This is a genomic window from Solirubrobacter phytolaccae (assembly GCF_027587195.1).
Classification (GTDB): domain Bacteria; phylum Actinomycetota; class Thermoleophilia; order Solirubrobacterales; family Solirubrobacteraceae; genus Solirubrobacter; species Solirubrobacter phytolaccae.
The window spans coordinates 25,326-43,825 of the sequence record NZ_JAPDDP010000068.1; the positions used below are offsets into that span (position 1 = coordinate 25,326).

28 protein-coding genes are annotated in these 18,500 nt (G+C 68.2%); 23 read left to right on the forward strand and 5 right to left on the reverse strand.

From position 1 onward, the window contains the following. The first annotated feature begins 94 nt into the window (after positions 1–94). The 5 genes from OJ997_RS27575 to OJ997_RS27595 all read left to right on the forward strand — a co-directional run bounded on the left by OJ997_RS27575 (position 95) and on the right by OJ997_RS27595 (position 3,734). Entirely contained in the window at positions 95–775 is a 681-nt protein-coding gene (locus OJ997_RS27575; RefSeq protein ID WP_270028526.1) for a PadR family transcriptional regulator, read from the forward strand. 43 nt (positions 776–818) lie between these two features. Beyond that, positions 819–1,703: a pseudouridine-5'-phosphate glycosidase gene (locus OJ997_RS27580; RefSeq protein WP_270028527.1), complete on the forward strand. Its 885-nt coding sequence runs from the start codon at positions 819–821 to the stop codon at positions 1,701–1,703. Next, the gene (locus OJ997_RS27585; protein WP_270028528.1) at positions 1,700–2,527 is read left to right on the forward strand and encodes a carbohydrate kinase family protein; all 828 of its coding nucleotides are present in this window, start codon (positions 1,700–1,702) and stop codon (positions 2,525–2,527) included. Before OJ997_RS27580 ends, OJ997_RS27585 begins: the two co-directional genes overlap by 4 nt. A 237-nt stretch (positions 2,528–2,764) precedes the next feature. Continuing rightward, positions 2,765–3,472: a RelA/SpoT domain-containing protein gene (locus OJ997_RS27590; RefSeq protein ID WP_270028529.1), complete on the forward strand. Its 708-nt coding sequence runs from the start codon at positions 2,765–2,767 to the stop codon at positions 3,470–3,472. Between the two features lie 19 nt (positions 3,473–3,491). After that, on the forward strand, positions 3,492–3,734 hold the full coding sequence (locus tag OJ997_RS27595) for a hypothetical protein (RefSeq protein WP_270028530.1): 243 nt from the start codon (positions 3,492–3,494) through the stop codon (positions 3,732–3,734). An 83-nt stretch (positions 3,735–3,817) separates the two neighbouring features. Here the strand turns inward: OJ997_RS27595 and OJ997_RS27600 are convergent, their stop codons facing one another. Both OJ997_RS27600 and OJ997_RS27605 read right to left on the reverse strand, forming a co-directional pair. Beyond that, a complete protein-coding gene (locus OJ997_RS27600; protein WP_270028531.1) occupies positions 3,818–4,150 on the reverse strand; it encodes a hypothetical protein in 333 nt (110 codons plus the stop codon). A 59-nt stretch (positions 4,151–4,209) separates the two neighbouring features. Then, positions 4,210–4,809, reverse strand: a complete 600-nt coding sequence (locus tag OJ997_RS27605) for a hypothetical protein (RefSeq protein ID WP_270028532.1) — start codon at positions 4,807–4,809, stop codon at positions 4,210–4,212. A gap of 205 nt (positions 4,810–5,014) precedes the next feature. Here OJ997_RS27605 and OJ997_RS27610 point away from each other — a divergent pair, with 205 nt between their 5' ends. Then, positions 5,015–5,191 (forward strand): hypothetical protein, encoded by a 177-nt coding sequence (locus OJ997_RS27610; protein WP_270028533.1) that lies wholly within the window; start codon positions 5,015–5,017, stop codon positions 5,189–5,191. A 48-nt stretch (positions 5,192–5,239) separates the two neighbouring features. Here the strand turns inward: OJ997_RS27610 and OJ997_RS27615 are convergent, their stop codons facing one another. Then, positions 5,240–5,785, reverse strand: a complete 546-nt coding sequence (locus OJ997_RS27615) for a hypothetical protein (RefSeq protein WP_270028534.1) — start codon at positions 5,783–5,785, stop codon at positions 5,240–5,242. On the opposite strand from OJ997_RS27615, the gene OJ997_RS38185 reads away from it, so the two are divergent. From OJ997_RS38185 to OJ997_RS27670, 12 genes are all read left to right on the forward strand, one after another. Then, entirely contained in the window at positions 5,784–6,005 is a 222-nt protein-coding gene (locus tag OJ997_RS38185) for a helix-turn-helix domain-containing protein (RefSeq protein ID WP_372517942.1), read from the forward strand. The two genes, OJ997_RS27615 and OJ997_RS38185, sit on opposite strands and share 2 nt — an antisense overlap. Continuing rightward, positions 5,989–6,204 (forward strand): hypothetical protein, encoded by a 216-nt coding sequence (locus OJ997_RS27620; RefSeq protein ID WP_270028535.1) that lies wholly within the window; start codon positions 5,989–5,991, stop codon positions 6,202–6,204. Before OJ997_RS38185 ends, OJ997_RS27620 begins: the two co-directional genes overlap by 17 nt. A gap of 50 nt (positions 6,205–6,254) precedes the next feature. Beyond that, positions 6,255–7,328, forward strand: coding sequence for a phage replication protein O (locus tag OJ997_RS27625; RefSeq protein ID WP_270028536.1), 1,074 nt, complete (start codon positions 6,255–6,257; stop codon positions 7,326–7,328). Beyond that, entirely contained in the window at positions 7,325–7,582 is a 258-nt protein-coding gene (locus OJ997_RS27630) for a hypothetical protein (RefSeq protein WP_270028537.1), read from the forward strand. Before OJ997_RS27625 ends, OJ997_RS27630 begins: the two co-directional genes overlap by 4 nt. A 76-nt stretch (positions 7,583–7,658) precedes the next feature. Next, on the forward strand, positions 7,659–8,561 hold the full coding sequence (locus OJ997_RS27635; RefSeq protein ID WP_270028538.1) for a hypothetical protein: 903 nt from the start codon (positions 7,659–7,661) through the stop codon (positions 8,559–8,561). 286 nt (positions 8,562–8,847) lie between these two features. Then, positions 8,848–9,552: an HK97 family phage prohead protease gene (locus OJ997_RS27640; protein WP_270028539.1), complete on the forward strand. Its 705-nt coding sequence runs from the start codon at positions 8,848–8,850 to the stop codon at positions 9,550–9,552. Next, positions 9,549–9,866 (forward strand): hypothetical protein, encoded by a 318-nt coding sequence (locus OJ997_RS27645; RefSeq protein ID WP_270028540.1) that lies wholly within the window; start codon positions 9,549–9,551, stop codon positions 9,864–9,866. Before OJ997_RS27640 ends, OJ997_RS27645 begins: the two co-directional genes overlap by 4 nt. Further along, the gene (locus OJ997_RS27650) at positions 9,863–10,243 is read left to right on the forward strand and encodes a hypothetical protein (RefSeq protein ID WP_270028541.1); all 381 of its coding nucleotides are present in this window, start codon (positions 9,863–9,865) and stop codon (positions 10,241–10,243) included. Before OJ997_RS27645 ends, OJ997_RS27650 begins: the two co-directional genes overlap by 4 nt. Beyond that, positions 10,230–10,631: a hypothetical protein gene (locus OJ997_RS27655; protein WP_270028542.1), complete on the forward strand. Its 402-nt coding sequence runs from the start codon at positions 10,230–10,232 to the stop codon at positions 10,629–10,631. The genes OJ997_RS27650 and OJ997_RS27655 overlap by 14 nt, the downstream gene beginning before the upstream one ends. A 35-nt stretch (positions 10,632–10,666) precedes the next feature. Further along, on the forward strand, positions 10,667–10,846 hold the full coding sequence (locus OJ997_RS27660) for a hypothetical protein (protein WP_270028543.1): 180 nt from the start codon (positions 10,667–10,669) through the stop codon (positions 10,844–10,846). Beyond that, positions 10,843–11,484: a phage tail protein gene (locus tag OJ997_RS27665; protein WP_270028544.1), complete on the forward strand. Its 642-nt coding sequence runs from the start codon at positions 10,843–10,845 to the stop codon at positions 11,482–11,484. The genes OJ997_RS27660 and OJ997_RS27665 overlap by 4 nt, the downstream gene beginning before the upstream one ends. Positions 11,485–11,531: 47 nt before the next feature. After that, the gene (locus tag OJ997_RS27670; RefSeq protein WP_270028545.1) at positions 11,532–12,479 is read left to right on the forward strand and encodes a hypothetical protein; all 948 of its coding nucleotides are present in this window, start codon (positions 11,532–11,534) and stop codon (positions 12,477–12,479) included. Here the strand turns inward: OJ997_RS27670 and OJ997_RS27675 are convergent. After that, the gene (locus tag OJ997_RS27675) at positions 12,466–12,975 is read right to left on the reverse strand and encodes a hypothetical protein (RefSeq protein WP_270028546.1); all 510 of its coding nucleotides are present in this window, start codon (positions 12,973–12,975) and stop codon (positions 12,466–12,468) included. The two genes, OJ997_RS27670 and OJ997_RS27675, sit on opposite strands and share 14 nt — an antisense overlap. A gap of 119 nt (positions 12,976–13,094) precedes the next feature. Here OJ997_RS27675 and OJ997_RS27680 point away from each other — a divergent pair, with 119 nt between their 5' ends. After that, positions 13,095–13,790 carry a LamG-like jellyroll fold domain-containing protein gene (locus tag OJ997_RS27680; RefSeq protein WP_372517943.1) on the forward strand — a complete coding sequence of 232 codons (696 nt, stop codon included), beginning with the start codon at positions 13,095–13,097 and terminating at the stop codon, positions 13,788–13,790. An 18-nt stretch (positions 13,791–13,808) separates the two neighbouring features. On the opposite strand, the gene OJ997_RS27685 is transcribed toward OJ997_RS27680, so the two are convergent. After that, complete coding sequence (locus OJ997_RS27685; RefSeq protein WP_270028548.1) at positions 13,809–14,384, reverse strand: hypothetical protein; 576 nt, start codon at positions 14,382–14,384, stop codon at positions 13,809–13,811. A gap of 338 nt (positions 14,385–14,722) precedes the next feature. Here OJ997_RS27685 and OJ997_RS27690 point away from each other — a divergent pair, with 338 nt between their 5' ends. The 4 genes from OJ997_RS27690 to OJ997_RS27705 all read left to right on the forward strand — a co-directional run. Beyond that, on the forward strand, positions 14,723–15,304 hold the full coding sequence (locus OJ997_RS27690) for a hypothetical protein (protein ID WP_270028549.1): 582 nt from the start codon (positions 14,723–14,725) through the stop codon (positions 15,302–15,304). A 1,095-nt stretch (positions 15,305–16,399) separates the two neighbouring features. Continuing rightward, positions 16,400–17,572, forward strand: a complete 1,173-nt coding sequence (locus OJ997_RS27695) for a tyrosine-type recombinase/integrase (protein WP_270028550.1) — start codon at positions 16,400–16,402, stop codon at positions 17,570–17,572. Between the two features lie 78 nt (positions 17,573–17,650). Then, the gene (locus OJ997_RS27700) at positions 17,651–18,130 is read left to right on the forward strand and encodes a low molecular weight protein-tyrosine-phosphatase (RefSeq protein ID WP_270028551.1); all 480 of its coding nucleotides are present in this window, start codon (positions 17,651–17,653) and stop codon (positions 18,128–18,130) included. Next, the coding region (locus OJ997_RS27705) for a fructosamine kinase family protein (RefSeq protein ID WP_270028552.1) at positions 18,114–18,500 on the forward strand (387 nt) is incomplete at its 3' end. The genes OJ997_RS27700 and OJ997_RS27705, both read left to right, overlap by 17 nt.

Genomic DNA, 18,500 nt, shown 5'->3' on the forward strand with positions numbered 1-18,500 from the left:
CGGACGCGCTGGTCCGCTCAGACCACTTGACAGAATGACTATCGCGATATATCTTTGATGCATCGGAACACATCGAAGAAGGGAATGAGAACCCATGTACGCAGCATCTGCTTCCGACATCTGCGGTCCTCGGGACCGCCATCACCACCACCGTGGCCGTGGGCCGCGTGGGCTCGACGAGTTCATCGCGTTCATGACCGGCGGTGGCCGCGGAGGTCCCCCGTGGGGCGATCCGCGCCTGTTCAAGGCGATGTTCTTCGGGCCGGGCGGCCCGGGTGGGCATCGCGGTGGCCCGCACGGCGGCCGTCGCGGCGGGCGTGCCCGTCGCGGCGACGTGCGCGCGGCGCTGCTGCTCCTGATCGAGGGTGGCCCGCAGAACGGCTACCAGCTCATCCAGGAGATCGAGCGGCGCACGGAAGGCCTGTGGAAGCCGAGCCCCGGCTCGGTCTACCCGGCCCTCCAGCAGCTCGAGGACGAGGGCCTGGTCCGCGCCGTCGAGTTCGAGGGCAAGCGCGCCTTCGAGCTCACCGACGAGGGCCGCGCCTACGTGGAGGGCAACCGCGAGGAGCTCGGCGATCCGTTCGAGGCCGCCACGGGCGGCGTCGACGAGAACGTCATGGACCTCCGCGGCGTGCTCTTCCAGGTCGGCGCCGCGGCCATGCAGGTCGCCGCCGCCGGCCACACCGACGAGGCCAAGAAGATCCTCGCCGACGCTCGCCGGGCGCTCTACAAGATCCTCGCCGAGGACGACCCGAACGAGGACCGCGACAGCTAGATCCTCCCCGGGAGGGGGACGCGCACGGGCTAACGTCTTGCCCGTGCGCGTCCATCCCGAAGTCCAGGAGGCGCTCGCGGCCGGCAAGCCGGTCGTGGCGCTCGAGAGCACGATCATCGCCCACGGCCTGCCGCGGCCGGACAACCTGCGCGTCGCGCGCGAGATCGAGGCGACCGTGCGCGAGCACGGCGCCGTCCCCGCGACGATCGCGATCCTCGCCGGCGAGGTCCACATCGGTCTCGGGGAGGACGCGCTCGAGGCCCTCGCCGCTTCGGGTGAGGTCGCCAAGTGCGGCGTGCGCGACCTGCCCGCCGTGCTCGCGCGCGGGGAGGACGGGGCGACCACCGTCGCCGCCACCTCGCACCTGGCCGAGCGCGCCGGCATCCGCGTATTCGCCACCGGCGGGCTCGGCGGTGTGCATCGCGGCGCGGCTTCGACGTTCGACGAGTCGGCCGACCTCGGCACGCTCGCGCGCGTCGGTATCTGCGTCGTCTGCGCGGGCGTGAAGTCGATCCTCGACATCCCGGCCACGCTCGAGCGGCTGGAGACGCTCAACGTGACCGTGCTCGGCTACGGCACGGACACCTTCCCGGCCTTCTACCTGCAGTCGAGCGGCGTGCCGATCACCTGGCGCGTGGACTCCCCGGCCGAGGTCGCCGCGGTGCTGGTCGCGCGGGACGAGGTCGGCGCGCCCGGCTCCGTCGTCGTCGCCAACCCGCTGGACGAGCCGATGGACGCGGCGCTGCACGACCGCGTCCTGCAGGAAGGCCTGGCGGCCGCCGCGGAGCAGGGCATCCTCGGCCGCGACGTGACCCCGTTCCTGCTCGAGCGCTTCCACTCGCAGACCGAGGGCGAGAGCCTGCGCGCGAACGTCCGCCTCGTGCTGCGCAACGCCGCGCTCGCCGCGGAGATCGCGGCGGCGCTGTGACCAGGGTCGTCGTCCTCGGCGACCTCAACGTCGACGTCGTCGCCGTCCAGGAGACGTCGCTCGCGCTCGGCAGCGACACCACCGCGCGCGTGTCCCTGCGGCCCGGCGGCGGCGGCGCGAACGTCGCCGCGTGGCTGGCCCGGGCGGGGGTGGACGTGACGCTGATCGGCCGCGTCGGCAAGGACGCGCTCGCGCCCGTCGCGTTGAGCGGCCTGGACGGCGTGAACCTCCAGGTCGTCCACGACCCGCTGCACGCCACCGGCACCTGCGTCGTGCTCGTCGCACCCGGCGGTGAGCGCACGATGCTCCCCGACCCCGGCGCCAACGACGCGCTGGCGGTGAGCGACCTGCCCCTCCTGGAGGGCGACGTCCTCCACGTCTCCGGCTACGCGCTCCTGCGCTCGGGCTCACGCGCGGCGGCGCTGACCGCGATCGAGCGCGCGCGGGAAGCGGGCATGAAGATCAGCGTCGACCCGGCCTCGGCCGCCCCGCTCAGCAACGACCCCGTCTTCCTCCAGCGGATCGCGCCGATCGACCTGCTGCTCCCGAACGCCGACGAGGCCGCCGTGCTCGGCCCGCAGATCGACGTCCCGGAGCTCGTCGTCAAGTTCGGCGCCAACGGCGCCCGCTGGACGAACGGGGTGGAGACCGTCGTCGGCCGTGCGGTGCGCGTGGACCAGGTCGTCGACACCACCGGCGCGGGTGATGCGTTCGCCGCCGGCTTCCTCTCCGTCTGGCCGCACGGCATGGCCGCCGACGCGCTCGCGGCGGGCGCCAAGTGCGCGGCCAAAGCGGTGTCCCGCATAGGATCGCGCGATGCCTGAGGCCCGGATCCTGTTCGTCTGCATGGGCAACATCTGCCGGGGACCACGCTGGGCAGGCGCTTTCGGCTCTAGGGCACCGATGCAACTCCGCTGGGGTCCGGCTGGGTCCGGGGGAGTCGAGGGGTTGTTGCCCCGTGATTGTCCCGCGGGACAGCACGTCGCGTAGCGATCTCTTAGACTCGCGACCCTTCCGTGCCACCCGAGCTACTGAGAGCCCACGAGATCTCCAATGCGCGGATGGATCGCGCGGGGAAGGCGATGCGTCAGTGGTTGGCGGACGGGTCTGGCCCGATCGAGGATGAGGTTCTCATCCAGGGCCTGTGGGATCTGTTCGGATGGCGTGAGGGCTTCCAGCGTCCTCTCTCGAAGGTGGCCAACGGCCTGCGCTCGTTCGTGAAGTCTGAGTGCGGACTTGTGGCAGGCGAGCGTCCGCCGGTGGGACAACGGCTCAAGCGCGTGCCTCAGATCATCACAAAGCTGGGCCGTTACCCGGGAATGAAGCTCAGTCGTATGCAGGACATCGGCGGGTGTCGAGCGATCTTGTCGAACTCCGCTGAAGTCGCTGGCGTGCGCGCTCGCATTGAGCATCGATGGCAAGTCCTAGGAGAGGTCCACGACTACACCGTCAATCCCCAGCCTTCGGGATATCGGGCGGTGCACATCAACGTGATGCGCGACAATCATCGGATCGAGATCCAGTTGCGCACCCCTCGGCAGCACGAGTGGGCGACGGTCGTCGAACGTACAGGCTTGCGGCTGCGGATGCCCCTCAAAGAGGGAGGGGGCGATGCCAACCTACTCCGGTACTTTGAGCTGGCGGCTCGCGGCCTTGCGCTTGAGGAATCAGGGCAGCAGCCCGATAAAGGGTTCTTAGATGATTTTGCCGAAGCCCGCGAGCGCGTGCGACACTTCTTCAGGTACCCGACCGGCGAGGCCACAGAATGATGCGCAAGGTCACCAACCCATGAAGCACTTCTTGCTCACGTTCAACCTGGTGGAGGGCCGGGTGACGGAGCTCAAGACCTTCGCGGACAGCGCTGCTGCTGGCCGCGCGTACGTGCACGCCGAGCGAAAGAACGCTGGCGATCCCGATCGTGAGATCGTCCTCGTAGGGGCCGACTCGCTCGCGACCCTGAAGATGACTCACGCGCACTACTTCGGTGACGAGGCCGGAGAGTCGACGTCGCCGTACCTCGCCGGCGTCTAAGCAGCTAACCCAAGCCCTACGCCCGAGTTCAGGGGCCCGTGACCCTTGGTCGCGGGCCCCGGTCGTTCGTCGCAGACCCTCCGCTAGGCGTGAGCAAGGGCGGAGAATTCCGATGTGGCCTGCGTATCGTTGGCACGTTGCAGCGCCCATGCGATCAGCGCAAGCCGCTCAACAAGCTCTGGAGAGTCGTCCAACGGCTCGGTACGGTACGGCTCGAGTTCGTCGGCGAGCTGCTCTAGCTCTCCGCGGATGTTGGCGAACACCTCGGGAACTACGCGCGCGACCGCGCTTGGCAGCTCCGGGTCGCTGGCAAGTTCTCGCAGCATCTCGATCACCTCAGGTCTCCGGGCGATCACGTCCGGTTCTCCGACCGCCTCAGCGGCCGCGGTGCTGAGAATGCGCGCATGGTGATCCATGCTCAGGAATCCTAACCCGTAGGCCAAGACTTTACGCCCCCAGAAAGTCGTGGATCGGTCTAAATGCGCGCAAAGAGGGCGCGGATGTCCGTCAGGCGACCGCGGGCGTGGGTAGGCGCGACCGGAAAGGGCTGGTTCTGAGTTACCTGCCACACGTTGACCAGGGTCGTGCTGCCCGAGCCGTAGCGCGCGTCCGCTGCTTCAAGGATCGGGAGAGCGATCATCTCGGCAGACGACTGCCTCAGTCGAAGCTCGTCCCACAGGACAATCCTGGCCTCTGAGCCGCCGGCGCCATCATCGACGACGGCGTGCGAGATCGCGCGGACACCATGCCCCGGGCCGAATGGCACGGTGAGCTTGACGTCGATTCCGTCGACTCGTGGGGGCATCCCCGCGGCGGCGTCCCAAGCTATGTAGCGCTCAAGTGCTTTCCGGAGCGCTCTGGCTACGGGCCACGCTGGCCCGCCCGCATACTTGGCGACCTTGCGGTCGAAGTACACCAGCGCGTGCCCCGGCGGATCGCGGTGAACCTTCCTGAGGGCGCAGTGAGCGACGGACGACAGCCCCATGATCACCGGCTCGACGTTGGGCGCGACGCCCGGCGTGATGTGGGCCCCCCGGGCGGCCCGCGTGAACTCGGCCTGCGATAGCTCCGGCATACGGGATCAAATATCAGACCTCGACTGGGAAGTCATTGCGTACTAGACGATGCGGTGGCGTGCCGAACGGTACGCGTAAGTGTGACGCCCGGGTTGACGGCCGCGTGATGCTGGGAAAGCGGCTCGAGTGATGACGCCGGGTCCCCTAGCGAATCCCCTACTTGCAGGATGCCGGCGGCGAGGTTGGCGGGTGATCATCGCCGGCATGGAACTCGACGATGTTGTGGATGCAGCGGTGGCGGTTGCGAGACGACACCCTGACTGGCCCTTGGACATCATCGGCGCCGCGGCGGCAGCGCTAGATGAGCTTGGCCCCCGAGAGGATGTGGAGGGCACGATTGAGCGTGTCGCCGCATTTCTTGCGAGAGGCGACCTCGGTTAGCGTTCGCGGCGGGGGGCGCGATTAGCTGCCTAGGTTCCCAAGGTACAGCTAGCCCGGCGCGTAGTTAGCCAGGGCAGGCAGGCGTTCCACCAGCTTCCGGATGTATGCCCATGAGTAGCCGAGATCGTCGGCCACTAGGGTGCTCGCGGGCTCACCGCGGCGCGCCGAACCCAGTCGGTGAGCGAGCGCCTCGACAGCGAGCGAGACCGTCGCAGGGTTTGGACCGCGCGCTCGCTCCCCGCGCCGGCCATACCGGGGATTCCCGCCGACCGGGGCCATGACGCCCCAGAGCCCGTTCTCCAGGCGTTGGCGGATGATGGAGGCGAAGAAGTCGATCTCGTCGAATGTGAAGACCTTCAGGGACTCTGCCGTCATCAGCACGCATCGTCCGTAGCGAAGCTGGTCATCCGCGAGCCGCAGGTCGGCGAGCGCGAGCAGGGCGTCACGCACGACGACGTGCCGTAGCAGTCCGACGCGAAGGTCGCTGATCGCGCTCTCGAGCGGCACGTCGATGAGGTTCGGAGTCGGCGGCAGCGGCGGCCCGACGTTAAGTGTCACACCGCGCTGCGCGCTCGTCTCCAGGCTCCGGCCCATGAGCGCTAACGATACGTCCACCAGCGGCGTTCGAGAGCAGCGTCGGGCCGCAGGGCTTTCTCAGCAGCAACTCGCAACTCGTGCTGGGTGCTCGGTCAGCATGGTTCGACTCGTCGAGTCGGGCTACCGACCTGAAGGCCCGAGCGCCGTTCTTGGACGTATCGAGGCCGCCTTGACGGCCGACGGCTCGGAGGGCGCCGCGCATGGCCACGATCACTGATCGGACGGCCAGAGTTCCTCGGCTCGCCCTGTCCGTCAGTGAGGCGTGCGAGGCGATCGGCTGCGGGTGGGACTTCTTCAACGCGCACGTAGCGCCGGATCTGAGGATCGTCCGACGCGGGAGTAAGAAGCTCATCGCCATAACCGAGCTGCAGCGCTGGCTGGACGAGAACGCCGAGCGCGTGCTGGAGGGCGCGTGAGTCGCTATCAACGCGTTCCGGTAGCGCTTTGGCGTGAGGCATGGTTTCGCGTGGCCAGTGACGACGCGCGCGTCGCGGCCTTCTACCTGATGACGTGTACGCACCGAACGTCGGAGGGTTTGTTCTTCCTGCCGGGTGCCTACGCGAGCGCTGATCTCGGGTGGACGCCTGAACGCTTTGGCGAAGCCTTGTCGGAGCTGTTGCGGCATGGCTTTGTCGAGTACGACCGGACAGCCGACGTCTGCCTGCTTGTCGACGCTCTGGTGTGGCAAGCGCCAGCCCACGGCAACGCCGTGAAGGCGGCCGTCAAGGCGCTCCGTGAACTGCCGCAAACCCCACTACTGGGGCGGCTGTATCGGCGATGCGTGGAAATCGGTGGCGACGGCTGCGAACGCTTCCGGCAAGGCTTGATTGAAGGCTTCGCCGAGTCGTTGGGGGAAGGAATTGCGGAACCACCCTCCCCTTCACTAGCACTTCCACGAGCACCATCTCCCTCTCCGGGCGCAGCCGATTCTGAGAGAGAGGATGCATCCCGGATCTGCACACTGCTCGCGGATCAGCTCCTACGAGCGGACATGAAGGCTCGCCCTGCGAAGGCGAGCGCGGAGTGGATCGCGGCGGCGACGGCGCTGCTCGACGAGGACGACCGGACGGTGGAGGAGGTCGAGACGGCGTTGAGCTTCGTCGAGGGCGACGACTTCTGGCGTCCGCGTATTCAGTCGCCGGCCCTGCTGCGGAAGCACTTCGCGCAGTTGCTGGCTCGTGCGATGGCGACCCCGGAGGTTGCGGACATCGCAGAGAAGCGAGCTGCGGTCGAGCGAGCGCAAGTCGCGGCTGGGGCGCTGAGTGATCCCGGTGACGTGGAGCGTTCCGACTGGGCAAGGCTGCACCCAGCACTCGAAGGGGCTTGCCAGGAGGCGCAGGCTGCGGCTCACGTCTCGGAGATGGCGCTCGTCGGCGTGGACGCTGACGGCGTTCTTGTGGTTGACGCTCCGGACGCGGCTTGGCGGTGGGCCTCTCGGCGGTTCACCGGTCCGATGCTGGAGTGGGCGAAGAGCGTGGGGGTGCGGGCTCGTCTTGCGTCGAAGGACGAGCACGATGGCCGTCGGGGGGCAGCGGCGTGACCGTGATCGAAGGTGCGCACCGCGTGGCACGCCGTGTGAACACGTACGGTCGGCTGGACCTCGAGCATGAAGTGAGCGAGCTCGTGCGCTTCGGGATGCACGAGGAGGATGCTCGACGCGCCGTAGACCTGTGCGCGGTGCGCGGGACGGTTCTCAAGCGCACCGACAACAGCTGCGTGTTCTTGCTGCGGCCGCCTGACTGGCGCGCCGAGCTCGCCGCCATCGACGAGATCGAAACCGGAGAGCCGGCATGACCCTTTTCTCCGCTCGGCTCTTCGACGCCGCGAGGCTGCGCGGCAGAGCCAATGAGAGTTCTTCTTGGGAGGCGACATGATCACCGTTACGGCCACTTACGGCCCCACTGGCGACTTCGGCACGAGCCAGACGATCACACAGCTCGCCGTGACGGCGGCGGCCGGTGACGTTCTCGTTGCCGCTATCTCGCGCAGTTCCTACACCGCCGGAGCGTCCTTTTCGGATGCAGGCGGCAATTCGTGGACGACGGTGCTCGACATCGACCACTCCGCCGCTTCGACCGGCTTCGCCGTCGGCATCTGCCTAGTGACGAGCGGGTTCACCGGCAACGTCGTCGGCACCTTCTTTGACAGTGCCTTCAGCAACCGGCAGATCGTCGTGCACCGGCTCAACGGACTTGCTACGTCCGCTGTCGTCGACGCGGCGCCAGCTCCGACCCAGCACTCCGGCGGCGTGAACGTCAACGCGGCCTCGAACTCGACGGGCACGCTCGGTCAAGCCGACGAGATTGCAATCGGGATCGTGGCCGGCGCGGCCACGGCGACATACGTGCCAGGTGCTGGCTGGACCGAGCTGTCCGACTTCGCGCAAGGCTCCGTGACGCTGCAGACGGCGTACCAGATCGTGAGCGCAACAACCGCGTTGCAGTACACGGCAACCGCGTCCGCGGCTGACGCGTGGACGTGCGGGGTCCTCACGCTGAACGGGCGCGGATCCGGGCGTAGTCTTGCCGCTTCGAGCCACGCTGATCGGTCCGTCTTACGCCGCCCAGCGAGCGTCCCGAGCGATGAGACTGAGCCGACGAAGTTTTGTCGTCCATGCGGTGCCACCAAGCCCGTCGACGACTTCGGGATCGACCGGAGCCGCCGAGACGGCCGGATGAATCGATGCAAGGTGTGCGATCGCGCCCGGGGTCGGGCCTACTACTCCCGTGTGACCCAGGGGACGCAGGTCACGGCGACGGCGGAAGACGCATGAGCCGAGACCCACGTGAGAGCGGAGGACTCATGGTCCAGGACTTAGGGGGCGTGCCCTTCAAAAGTCTGACGGAACTCAGAAGGCGCGGCACTGTCACGGCATTTCCCTCTCCGGTCCATTTCAAGGCGATTTGCAGGCCTTTCACGGTGATCGGGCCCACAGTGGCCCTGGGCGCCGTTCGAACCGCCTCAGAGGCCCGACGGTCGGTCGTCGCGACAGGCCAGGCCACCCCCCTTGCGACCACATCAGGCCCGCCTGGCGGCGGGACGACGAACGGAGTTCGACAATGAGCGGAACCACGGCATGGCGGCGCAGCAAGGCGCACGAACTCGGATCAACGGTCGAGCACCGCGAGTTCGCGGCCGGCGACCTGGAGATCCGGGAGACCGGCGACGGCACATGGCTCTTGACCGGATACGCGTCGATCGTCGAGCGCTGGTACACCGTCGGCTGGTACCGCGAGCGCATCGCTCGCGGTGCATTCCGCGACACCCTCAGCGCGGACCCGGACGTCCAGCTGCTCATCAACCACAGCGGCATGCCGCTCGCCAGAACACGCTCCAACACGCTCACTCTCGAAGAGCGCCAGCGAGGCCTGTGGATCGAGGCGCGCCTCGATCCCGAAGACCCGGACGCACGCTCGCTGAGGGGCAAGATGAAGCGCGGCGACATCGACCAGATGAGCTTCGCGTTCCGTGTTCCGTCCGGCGGTGACGCCTGGAACGACGACTACAGCGAACGCGTCGTGAAAACGGTCGACCTGCACCGCGGTGACGTGAGCGTGGTCAATCAGGGCGCCAATCCGGCGGCCACCGCAGAGATGCGCGCGCAGAACGCACGTCGCGCTGGGGAGATCCCGGACTTCACGACCCGCGCACGGCAGGAACTCGACCTGCTCCGACTGGGCGGCCGCACGCGTCCGGCGGCGCCGTCGAGCGACCCGCTCGTGCGAGCCCGGCTCGAGATCGAGGCCCTGAGGGGGGCACGATGAGCGAGCCGTTCGACCTTCGCGAGCGCGTCGCGCAGTTCCCAACCGACGATCCCGCTCGCAGCGCGTTTCGCGAACAAGCGAAGCGGATGGTCGACGACGAGACGCTCCCGATCGTGGCCCGTGCGCAAGCCGGCCAGATGCTCGCGGTCGTCGTCTTGATCGACGACGAGGGCATGTCGGTCGACGCGGCACTCGCGTACTTCGAGGACCTGCTGGCGACGGACCGGCAGTTCAACGCGATCCACGACCTACCCGAATACGACCCCGACCCGCCCGCGGACGCGTCCGCCACCAACACCGGAAGGAACACATGAGCGTTCAAGACGCCGAGTCCGAGCGGGTGCTCGATCTGGTGCGGCAGGAGATCGCGCGCGATCGCGCCGAGCGACTCCAGCCGCGGCCCGTACCCACCTGGCGGGAACTCGCCGAGCAGCAGGACCTCAAGCGTGCGGCGCGCCAGCAGGCGACCGAACAGGCCGAGCAGGCTCGACTCCAGCGAGTCAAGCAACTCGCGCCCAAAGCGAAGCGGATGCGACGCGAGCTGGAGGAGGCCGAGCGCGCCTACGCGGACGCTGACGCGGCGTTCGAACAGATCAGAGACGCCCGTCAGCAGATCGACGACACCCGACGGCAACTCAGCAACAAGCTGGCTCACCTCGAACAAGGCACGGACCTCGATGTCAGTGCTTGACCACCTGCGACCGATCGGGGACCAGGCGCCCTCCGAGATCGCTGACACGATCTACCACGCCGGTCCGAAGATGCGTCACGACACCAAAGTCGCGGCCTCCAGCTTGCTCTACGTCATCGCCCAGTGGGCGGCCACGGATCTGCAGCAGTTCGCCGAGGGCATCCTGCGCGAGGTCAACGAAGGCGCGCCGGCCGTGTTGGACGAGCTGTTCGCGACGATGGGCCCTGCCCTCGCCGAGATGGAAGCGCTCGTCAACGCGTACCGGCTCGCGAACCCGGTCGACGACACGGCTCAGCAGATGAGCCGGGCGATCGGCGCGGTCCGGCAGGCGTTCGACGGTGCCGTCGCGGCCCGGCGTTCCTTCTCCGCCGACCCCGGGACCGTGTGATGGGCGCCGACAAGCCAACGCGAACGTGCGCGGACGTGCTCGCTGAGCACGCCACGTGTGCGGACGTCGCAGGGAGCGTGGAGTCGTGCGAACAGCTTGCCGGCGGGCCGGTCGAGGCCTATGCCGATGTGCTTGCGCGGCACGGCAATTACGGCGACCTCGCCGCGACGCACAGTTCCTACGCCGACCTTCTCGAAGAGGAAGGAACCGGGTGACCGCGGGCGCCCGGTTCTACGCGCGGCTAGCGCCGCTGGAAGGTGACGACGGGGACGGCACCCTCGAGAACCTCAGCGTCGCGTTCATGCACCCGGTCGAGATCGCGGAGATCTCCCGCGACCAAGGCGAACTGATCGCGTGGGAAGCGCTCTGGGACCCCGACACGTGCCCCGAAGACCTCCTCGATTGGCTCGCCATCGCGAACGGCATCGTGCTCCCACCAAGCGCGATCACCCCAGCGGACAAGCGCTACCGGATCAAGCAAGCCGCCGGCCGCTACCGAGGCACGCCACGCGCGCTCGTCGAGGAGGTCCAGCTCGAGCTCACGGGCACGAAGACCGTGATCATGGCGTTCCAGTCCCCGGACCGGTGGTCCTACGCCGTCGGCACGATCGACGCCGAGACTTCTGACACGGCCGCGATTGACGCCGCGATCGAACGGCAGAACCCCGCGTTCACGCTCTGGTCCCGCGCGCTCACCTCCGAATGGTCCTACCTCGTGCTCGGCCCGACGCTGATCGCTACGCGCGTCGGTGACGAGTACACGATCGGCACTCCGACCTACCCGGACTACGCGTCCATCGTCGCCGCGTTCAGCGACTACCAGCACCTCGAAGACAACGACCCTGACCTCTAGGAGGCCGAATGCCAGCCACCACACCACTCGGGTTGCGCATCCCGCCCATGACAGGTGTCACGCCGAACCCCCCACGCGACATCGGCTACCTCGCCGAGGATGCGCAGCGAGAGATCGCCAGCACCGCGGCGCCACTTCAAGAAGGCGTCATCGACGCCGGCAGCTTCGCGGTCACGCAGGCTTCTGGCGGAGCCGGCATGATCCTCGACGTCGCGAGCAACGTTGGCGGCGGCGCGTTCGTCGACGACGACGGACTCAGTCCCGCGCGGATCGCCCGCTACTACGTCCCGCCGACCGCCGCGAAGACCACCGTCACGGTCGCGACTGCGCATGCCACGCTCCCGCGCGTTGACGCCGTCGTTGTGAGCATGGCCGGCGTGGTGAGCATCATCACCGGCACGGCAACTTCGGGCGCGACGATCGACAACGCGCGTGACGGCTCCCACGGCGGCGCGGCGATTCCTTCGGACGCGCTGCACCTCGCAGACGTGCACGTGCCCGCGATCGATACGACCATCGCGAACGCGCAGATTCGAGACCGGCGCAAGTGGGCGCGCGGCGCCCACTTCAGCGGGGTCCGGACTGCCGGCAGCGTCACCCCGTCGGGGAGCGTGTTCGGGCTTCTCGACTCCGCGCTGACCCCACGGATCGAGTGCTCCGGCGCCCCGGTGCGGATGCGGGTGTCCGGGACGTGGCGCGTGCTCTCGGGGAGCTTCCTCTACGTCTCCGCGGTGGTCGATGGTGTCGGTGTGAACGGCATGCCCAGCGTTGGCGACGCGACGGTCGCCGGGCAGACCGAGCAAACGACGGGCAGCACCATCCTCAACTTCGAGATGACGTTCACGCCCTCGGCAGGGAGCCATGTGCTCGGCTTCGCCGTCGCCCAAGCCTCGGGCTCGACCTCGTTCATCTACGGGAGCAGCGACAAGCCGCTCTTCGTCTCGATAGAAGAAGACCTCCGGCCCAGCGCGCAGAACAATGCTACGAGCGCGTAGAGGTGGCGAGCCCGATCATGCGGATCGCGGTGCACACGCGTCGAAGGCGCCGCGGCGACGGGTCCTCCGTGAGGTACGCCATGTGCGCCTCGTTGCGTGGCCGGCGGTCGAACCCCATGGCGCAGAGGGCGTAGAAGTCGGCGAACCACTCGTTCGGACCCTTCTCGCGAAACCACTCGCCGCGACCGTCCGCGCGCATGAGCCCGCGCAGCCACCAACGGAGGTCCTCGGTGAGGACCTGCCGGTCGAACTGGTGGCCAATCTCGTGCCCGAGCGTGAACCAGTCCGTCGCGTCCTCGCGCGGAATCCAGACCTGATCGGACACGGGCGACGAGCAGGCGAGCTGCTCCGCGCCCGCCTCCGGGCATCCGCCCAGGTGGATGTAGACCGACGGCGGGAGCGGCACATCAAGAGCAGCCGCCGCTGCAGCGTGGCCGCCCCAGTCAGCACGGACGGACGCGCTCGCCGTGCCGGTCAACGACAGCACTACGGACACAACAAGGGTCGCTCGAACCATGAGCGAACCATAAACACTCTACTTTGGAGAAATCTTGATCATCCACGTAGAACTAAACCTGTGGCACGGTACGTGCTGCACGACGACGAGGTGACCTAATGGCTCGACGACACAATCCAGGAGGCGGAACCGGCGACCACAGTGCGGCCCCCGTCGCCAACATGGCGCAGTTTTCGCTCGGGTTCACCATGCGCGCCCCGGCGCTCCCCTCGAGCGGCCCTTTTCGCGAAGTCGTCACGTTCGCCGAAGATCCCGGCTCAGGCACCCAGGACCACTCCGTGAGGCTCTATCCGAGCTCGGGCACGACCGGCATGGTCTACATCGGTTCCGAGGTGGAGACGGGCTCTCTCGCGGCCACCGTGAACACGTACGAACGGTGGCTTCTCGTCGGTGACGGCACGAACCTCACGCTCTACCGGGACGGAACAGCTAGCACGCCCGTCGCCGTAACGACCGCTCACCTCGGGTACGGCACGCCGGAGCTTGTGCTCGGTCGCGGCGCGACCGGCACCGGCTACGCCGAGGTCGACGTCGAAGGCCTCGCGCTCTGGGATGCGCCACTCTCCTCTGGGGAGCGCTCCGACTTCTTCGCCGGCGTCGGCCCAGCGACGATCCGCACCGCGGACCTGTACGACTTCTGGGCGCTCATCTCCAACGGGAACGGCGTCAACGGCAACACGATGACGTTCACGGGCGGCTCGTTCGTCCCCGGCCCAGGGGGGGCGCCTCCGATCTTGTCCCCGCTCCAGACATTCGGTCCGTCCTACGCCGTCAATCGCGCGGCGAACTACTAGGCGAAGGCAATGGACGGCTTACTGCTCGAATGCCGGGCCAGTCGTGCCCGTCTGCAGCCAACGGAACGTGCCGTCGCGTTGGTACTCCGAGACCGTGACGTATACGGCTCCTGCTTGATGTTCCGCCCCGTCGGTGATGTCGAGGTTCACGACGCATCGCGCCGAGCCCGTCGCGATGTCACCGCAGTGCGCGCCGGTCGCGGCCAGGGTGGTGCCGAGCGGGAGTGCGGCCTCGAGATTGGCCACGACCTCGGTGCTCACGGATGCGGCGAGAGATCCAGCATCCGGGGGGATCGCAGCCGAGTCGATCGTTGCGAACACGCCGGCCGCGGCTCCAACAACCAGGAACGCGACAAGGACGCCGATTCCGTTCGCTTTGAGCGCCGTCCATCGGCGCCGACGGCCGACGAGTCGCGCCAGCGCCCACGGCCAGCAGATGAGCCACAGCACGACGTCGAACGCGGTGGCGTGAGGGCCGGAACCGGAGTACTTGGCCGTGAAGCACGGGGTGTGCCATTCGCGCTCGCGGTCATCGCGGGTCACCGCATCGAACGCGGGATCTATCGGTCGGAGACAGCCGTTGCAGACACCCATGACGCGAGCTTCACGCACCGCTTCAGGATCGTCAATCGATCCCTGATCGAATGGGGAGGGGCGCCCGGGGGAGGTCCGGTTTGCGTGTTCAGGATTTGCGTAACGCGAAGTAGCGCGTCATGTTGCGTAACGCAAAGGAAAGTCTCCTCAATGGGCTTGCAACCCGCGGACTTCGGCGGTAACAATGCGAGCGACAAGCCAAAGAAAGCGGGCCCGGCAGCGCTCCAACGCCCCCGGGCCCAGACCAGGAGGTACAGCTCCATGGCCAGTAGCGATCGTAACCGCGACGCGGTGCTGAAAGCAATCAAGGACGGGCGCCGTGCCACCGGGGCGACGTCATGAGCCTCACATACGTCTGCGACTACTGTGGCGAACCGCTCGATGACCTGAGGGCCACGGTCCGCGTCCATGGCCGCTTCCCGGACGAGTCCCGCCGCGATGGCGCCGGAACGTTCGACTGGGTGGATGGTCACTACCACACTGACGACGAGCACGGCTGCTACGACAAGGTCGCCGGCGCGGTCAAGCTGGCCAGGGGAGCAGGCCCCTCGCTGGCGAAGATTCGCACCGCGACGGACGCTGAGATCGAGGCCCTGCGGCCGGTCAACGCCAGCGCACCCACGCTGGCTCCGATGTCCTCCACCTCTCCACCGCGAGGCGGTCTCGTCGGTGTCGTTAAGAGCACGACTCTCGCAACGTTGCGATACGCGCAGCTGACACAGGCCCTCGGCTCCCTCGACGTTGGCCGCCCGAAGCTCGAGGACGCACGCGACGGAGGTGACGAGCTGGACGAGATTCAGCGCGCAGACCTCAGGGGCTACATCGAAACGATGCGCGCGGACCTCGACGCCGTCGACGCACTCCTTAGGGAAGGGCGTCCTGAGCTGTTCGAACAGCGGCACGCAGGCGAAGCCCCGTGACTGAGAGACAAGGGCCTGAACCGCGACCGGGTCAGGCAGAGCGGTCCCTCCGACCGTCAATGCGGGACATGGCGCGCGAGGCAGTGGAGCGCAGTCGCCTTGCCCAAGGGCTTCCGCCGCGCGTCTCGGATTCCACTTGCCTCGACCGGGTGGCCGCCATAGCAGCGGTCGAGCGGAGTCCGACCTAACGCAATGACATACGAAGAGGCCCTTAGCCGTCGGAGCTTGCGCTGATCCCTCACCTCAAAGGCAGACGTCCAACCGCCACGGCACTCCGTGGCGGTTGGAGCGGCACTGCCGGGCATGGTCGATCCGCTACGGCCGGACTATCCAATTCGGCTTACGGGCAACCGCCGCCCGCGCAGGGCCGACGGCGCTCACAACGACACGTCGTTAGCGAACGGGTTCGCGAGCGGCCTCGCATGGCGTGCGGGCACGGCGCGAACGCTCCACGCTCTGATTTGGCTGTACGGCAGGGGTTGGTGGCAGTTCGTCTCCGCGCCTCCGTCCTGACCCCACCTTCCCAACGCGAAAAAACCGAGAAGGTGGGGTCAGGACGGAGGCGCGGAGAGTGGTGGTGGACCAAGACAGGGACGGAATCGAGTGGAGTGTCGGTTGGAGGGAACGGGGCGAGGCGGGAGAGCAGAGAGAGGACTGGGTACGGAGGCGGAGGCGAGCGCTACGGACGAGGGCTGGCGTGTTGACGAGCATGTGGTGCGGGAGCAGGGGGAGGGGGCGAACTTTGGCGGGGACGGCCTATGGAGGGAAGTGGCCGTTGCGGAGCGGAGGAGCAGCATGCGGAGGGCATGGCAATTGCCAGCGCGGGGAGAGCGAGCGTTGGCGTCGATCTCGTCGTCGGATGGCGTCTAGCGGCCGTGCAGTCGGCGGAGGGCGCCTGGCGCTCAACGTCGAGGAGGCCTGTGCAGCTCTCGGGGTCAGCTGGGACTTCTGGTCTGAGCACATCGCTCCCGAGATCAAGATCGTCCGCCGGGGCCGGCGCAGGATCGTCTCGATCCGCGAACTCGAGCGCTGGCTCGACGAGAACTCAAGCGCGATGGCAGACGCAATCCCATCTAGCCGTAGGAGAATGAACTGATGGCCGACGAAGGGATCGAAGTCCGCCACGAGAAGGCGTGCCGCTCGCACGACGGCGGACGGTGCAACTGCAAGCCGACGTACCGCGCGAGCGTGTGGAGCAACCGAGATCGCCGACGACTTCGCAAGTCGTTCCCGACACGCGCCGCGGCGAAGTCCTGGCGACAGGACGCGCTCGTCGCCCTCCGGCAGGGCGAGCTCCGCGCGGTCAAGACCGTCACGGTCAAGGAGGCAGCCGCGGCGTGGCTAGAGGGCGCGCGCGAGGGATCGATCCGCAACCGGTCCGGAAGTCCATACAAGCCCAGCGCGATCCGCGCGTACGAGAAGGAGCTCCGGCTGCGGGTCTTGCCCGCGTTCGGGTCGCGGCGCCTGTCTGATCTCGCCCGCAACGACGTCCAGGACTTTGTCGACCGCCTCGGGCGGGACGGGCTGAGCGCGAGCAGCGTGCAGTGCTCCCTGCTGCCGCTGCGGGCGATCTACCGGCGCGCGATCCAGCGAGGCGAAGTCGCGGTCAACCCGTGCACCGGCCTGGACCTGCCCGCCGTGCGGTCTCGCCGCGACCGGATCGCCGACCCGACTGAAGCGGCTGCCCTGCTCGCCGCACTCCCGGCCACCGAGCGCGCGACCTGGGCGACGGCGATGTACGCGGGCCTGCGCCGAGGAGAGTTGCGTGCCTTGAGGTGGGAGAACGTGAACCTCGCGGCTGGCGTTCTGCGCGTGGAGAGCGGCTGGGATGATGTCGAGGGCGAGATCGCACCCAAGAGCCGCGAGGGCCGGCGGACGGTCCCTGTGGCGGGGGTCTTGCGCGACGTGCTCGTCGAGCATCGGATGCGCGAGGGCCGCGACCGCGGGTTCGTGTTCGGCCGGACTGCGAGCGACCCGTTCGTGTCCGACACGCTGAGCAAGCGCGCGGCGAAGGCATGGAAGGCGGCCGGGCTCGCGCCGATCACGCTGCACGAGTGCCGTCACACGTTCGCGTCGATGATGATCGCCGCAGGCGTGAACGCGAAAGCGCTCAGCCGGTACATGGGGCACCACAGCATCGTCATCACGCTCGACCTGTACGGGCACCTGATGCCCGGCAATGAGGACGAAGCGGCGGGGCTGCTCGACGCCTACCTTGCGCGTGCCGACACGGCCGCTCGTGTCGCGCAGCTCGGCGGCGCGGCCTAATCACTGGATACCGTTCTCGCGGGCCTTCTGTCCCGTTTAGTGTCCCGTGAGAATCGCGACCCGCCAGGAATCCACGCTGTGAAGCCAACCACGATCCTGTTCGTCTGCATGGGCAACATCTGCCGCTCGCCCACGGCCGAGGGCGTGATGCGCCACCTCGTTGGCGAGGCCGGGCTAGAGGACGAGATCGTCATCGACAGCGCCGGCACCGGCGACTGGCACGCCGGCGATCCGCCCGACCGGCGCGCGACCCAGGCCGCTCGGGCCCGTGGCGTCGTGCTGGAGGGCGCGGCGCGGCAGATCACGGTCGACGACTTCGAGGACTTCGACTACCTGCTGGCGATGGATCGCGACAACCTCGAGGGCATCCGGTCGATCGCGCCCGACGAGGAGGCGGCCGGGAAGGCGCGGCTGCTGCGCGAGTTCGACCCCGCTTCGGCGGGCGCGCCGGACCTCGACGTGCCCGACCCGTACTACGGCGGCCCGGACGGCTTCGAGACCGTGCTGGATCAGGTCGAGGCCGCGTGCCGCGGCCTGCTGGATGAGATCCGCGGTTGAGCAGCTGACCGGTCGCGCCGTCCGCGACCTGCGGCGGGTGGGCGGCGGCGACATCAACGAGGCCTTCAAGGTCCAGTTCGCGGACGAGTCGTTCGCGTTCGTGAAGACGCGGCCGGACGTGCACCCGGGCGAGTACGCCGCCGAGGCCGCCGGCCTGCGCTGGCTCGCCGAGCCCGGCACGTTGCGCGTCCCGGACGTGCTCGGGGTCTCCGACGAGCTGCTCGTGCTCGACTGGGTCGACGAGGGGCGCCGCGGTGACGCGGCCGCGTTCGGCGCCGGCCTCGCGGCGATCCACGCGGCGGGTGCCGACGACTGGGGCACGCCGCCGCCGGCGACGGCCGGGGAAGCCGCGCGGGGCGGCGACGGGTCG

Coding starts and splice junctions, on each gene's coding strand:
- OJ997_RS27620 (WP_270028535.1), top strand. CDS start 5,989: ATGGCCACGATCACTGATCGGACGGCCAGAGTTCCTCGGCTCGCCCTG.
- OJ997_RS27590 (WP_270028529.1), top strand. CDS start 2,765: ATGGATCGCGCGGGGAAGGCGATGCGTCAGTGGTTGGCGGACGGGTCT.
- OJ997_RS27615 (WP_270028534.1), bottom strand. CDS start 5,785: ATGGGCCGGAGCCTGGAGACGAGCGCGCAGCGCGGTGTGACACTTAAC.
- OJ997_RS27600 (WP_270028531.1), bottom strand. CDS start 4,150: ATGGATCACCATGCGCGCATTCTCAGCACCGCGGCCGCTGAGGCGGTC.
- OJ997_RS27645 (WP_270028540.1), top strand. CDS start 9,549: ATGAGCGAGCCGTTCGACCTTCGCGAGCGCGTCGCGCAGTTCCCAACC.
- OJ997_RS27680 (WP_372517943.1), top strand. CDS start 13,095: ATGGCTCGACGACACAATCCAGGAGGCGGAACCGGCGACCACAGTGCG.
- OJ997_RS27640 (WP_270028539.1), top strand. CDS start 8,848: ATGAGCGGAACCACGGCATGGCGGCGCAGCAAGGCGCACGAACTCGGA.
- OJ997_RS27655 (WP_270028542.1), top strand. CDS start 10,230: ATGTCAGTGCTTGACCACCTGCGACCGATCGGGGACCAGGCGCCCTCC.
- OJ997_RS27605 (WP_270028532.1), bottom strand. CDS start 4,809: ATGCCGGAGCTATCGCAGGCCGAGTTCACGCGGGCCGCCCGGGGGGCC.
- OJ997_RS27635 (WP_270028538.1), top strand. CDS start 7,659: ATGATCACCGTTACGGCCACTTACGGCCCCACTGGCGACTTCGGCACG.
- OJ997_RS27685 (WP_270028548.1), bottom strand. CDS start 14,384: ATGGGTGTCTGCAACGGCTGTCTCCGACCGATAGATCCCGCGTTCGAT.
- OJ997_RS27650 (WP_270028541.1), top strand. CDS start 9,863: ATGAGCGTTCAAGACGCCGAGTCCGAGCGGGTGCTCGATCTGGTGCGG.
- OJ997_RS27690 (WP_270028549.1), top strand. CDS start 14,723: ATGAGCCTCACATACGTCTGCGACTACTGTGGCGAACCGCTCGATGAC.
- OJ997_RS27595 (WP_270028530.1), top strand. CDS start 3,492: ATGAAGCACTTCTTGCTCACGTTCAACCTGGTGGAGGGCCGGGTGACG.
- OJ997_RS27670 (WP_270028545.1), top strand. CDS start 11,532: ATGACAGGTGTCACGCCGAACCCCCCACGCGACATCGGCTACCTCGCC.
- OJ997_RS27575 (WP_270028526.1), top strand. CDS start 95: ATGTACGCAGCATCTGCTTCCGACATCTGCGGTCCTCGGGACCGCCAT.
- OJ997_RS27695 (WP_270028550.1), top strand. CDS start 16,400: ATGGCCGACGAAGGGATCGAAGTCCGCCACGAGAAGGCGTGCCGCTCG.
- OJ997_RS27610 (WP_270028533.1), top strand. CDS start 5,015: ATGGAACTCGACGATGTTGTGGATGCAGCGGTGGCGGTTGCGAGACGA.
- OJ997_RS38185 (WP_372517942.1), top strand. CDS start 5,784: ATGAGCGCTAACGATACGTCCACCAGCGGCGTTCGAGAGCAGCGTCGG.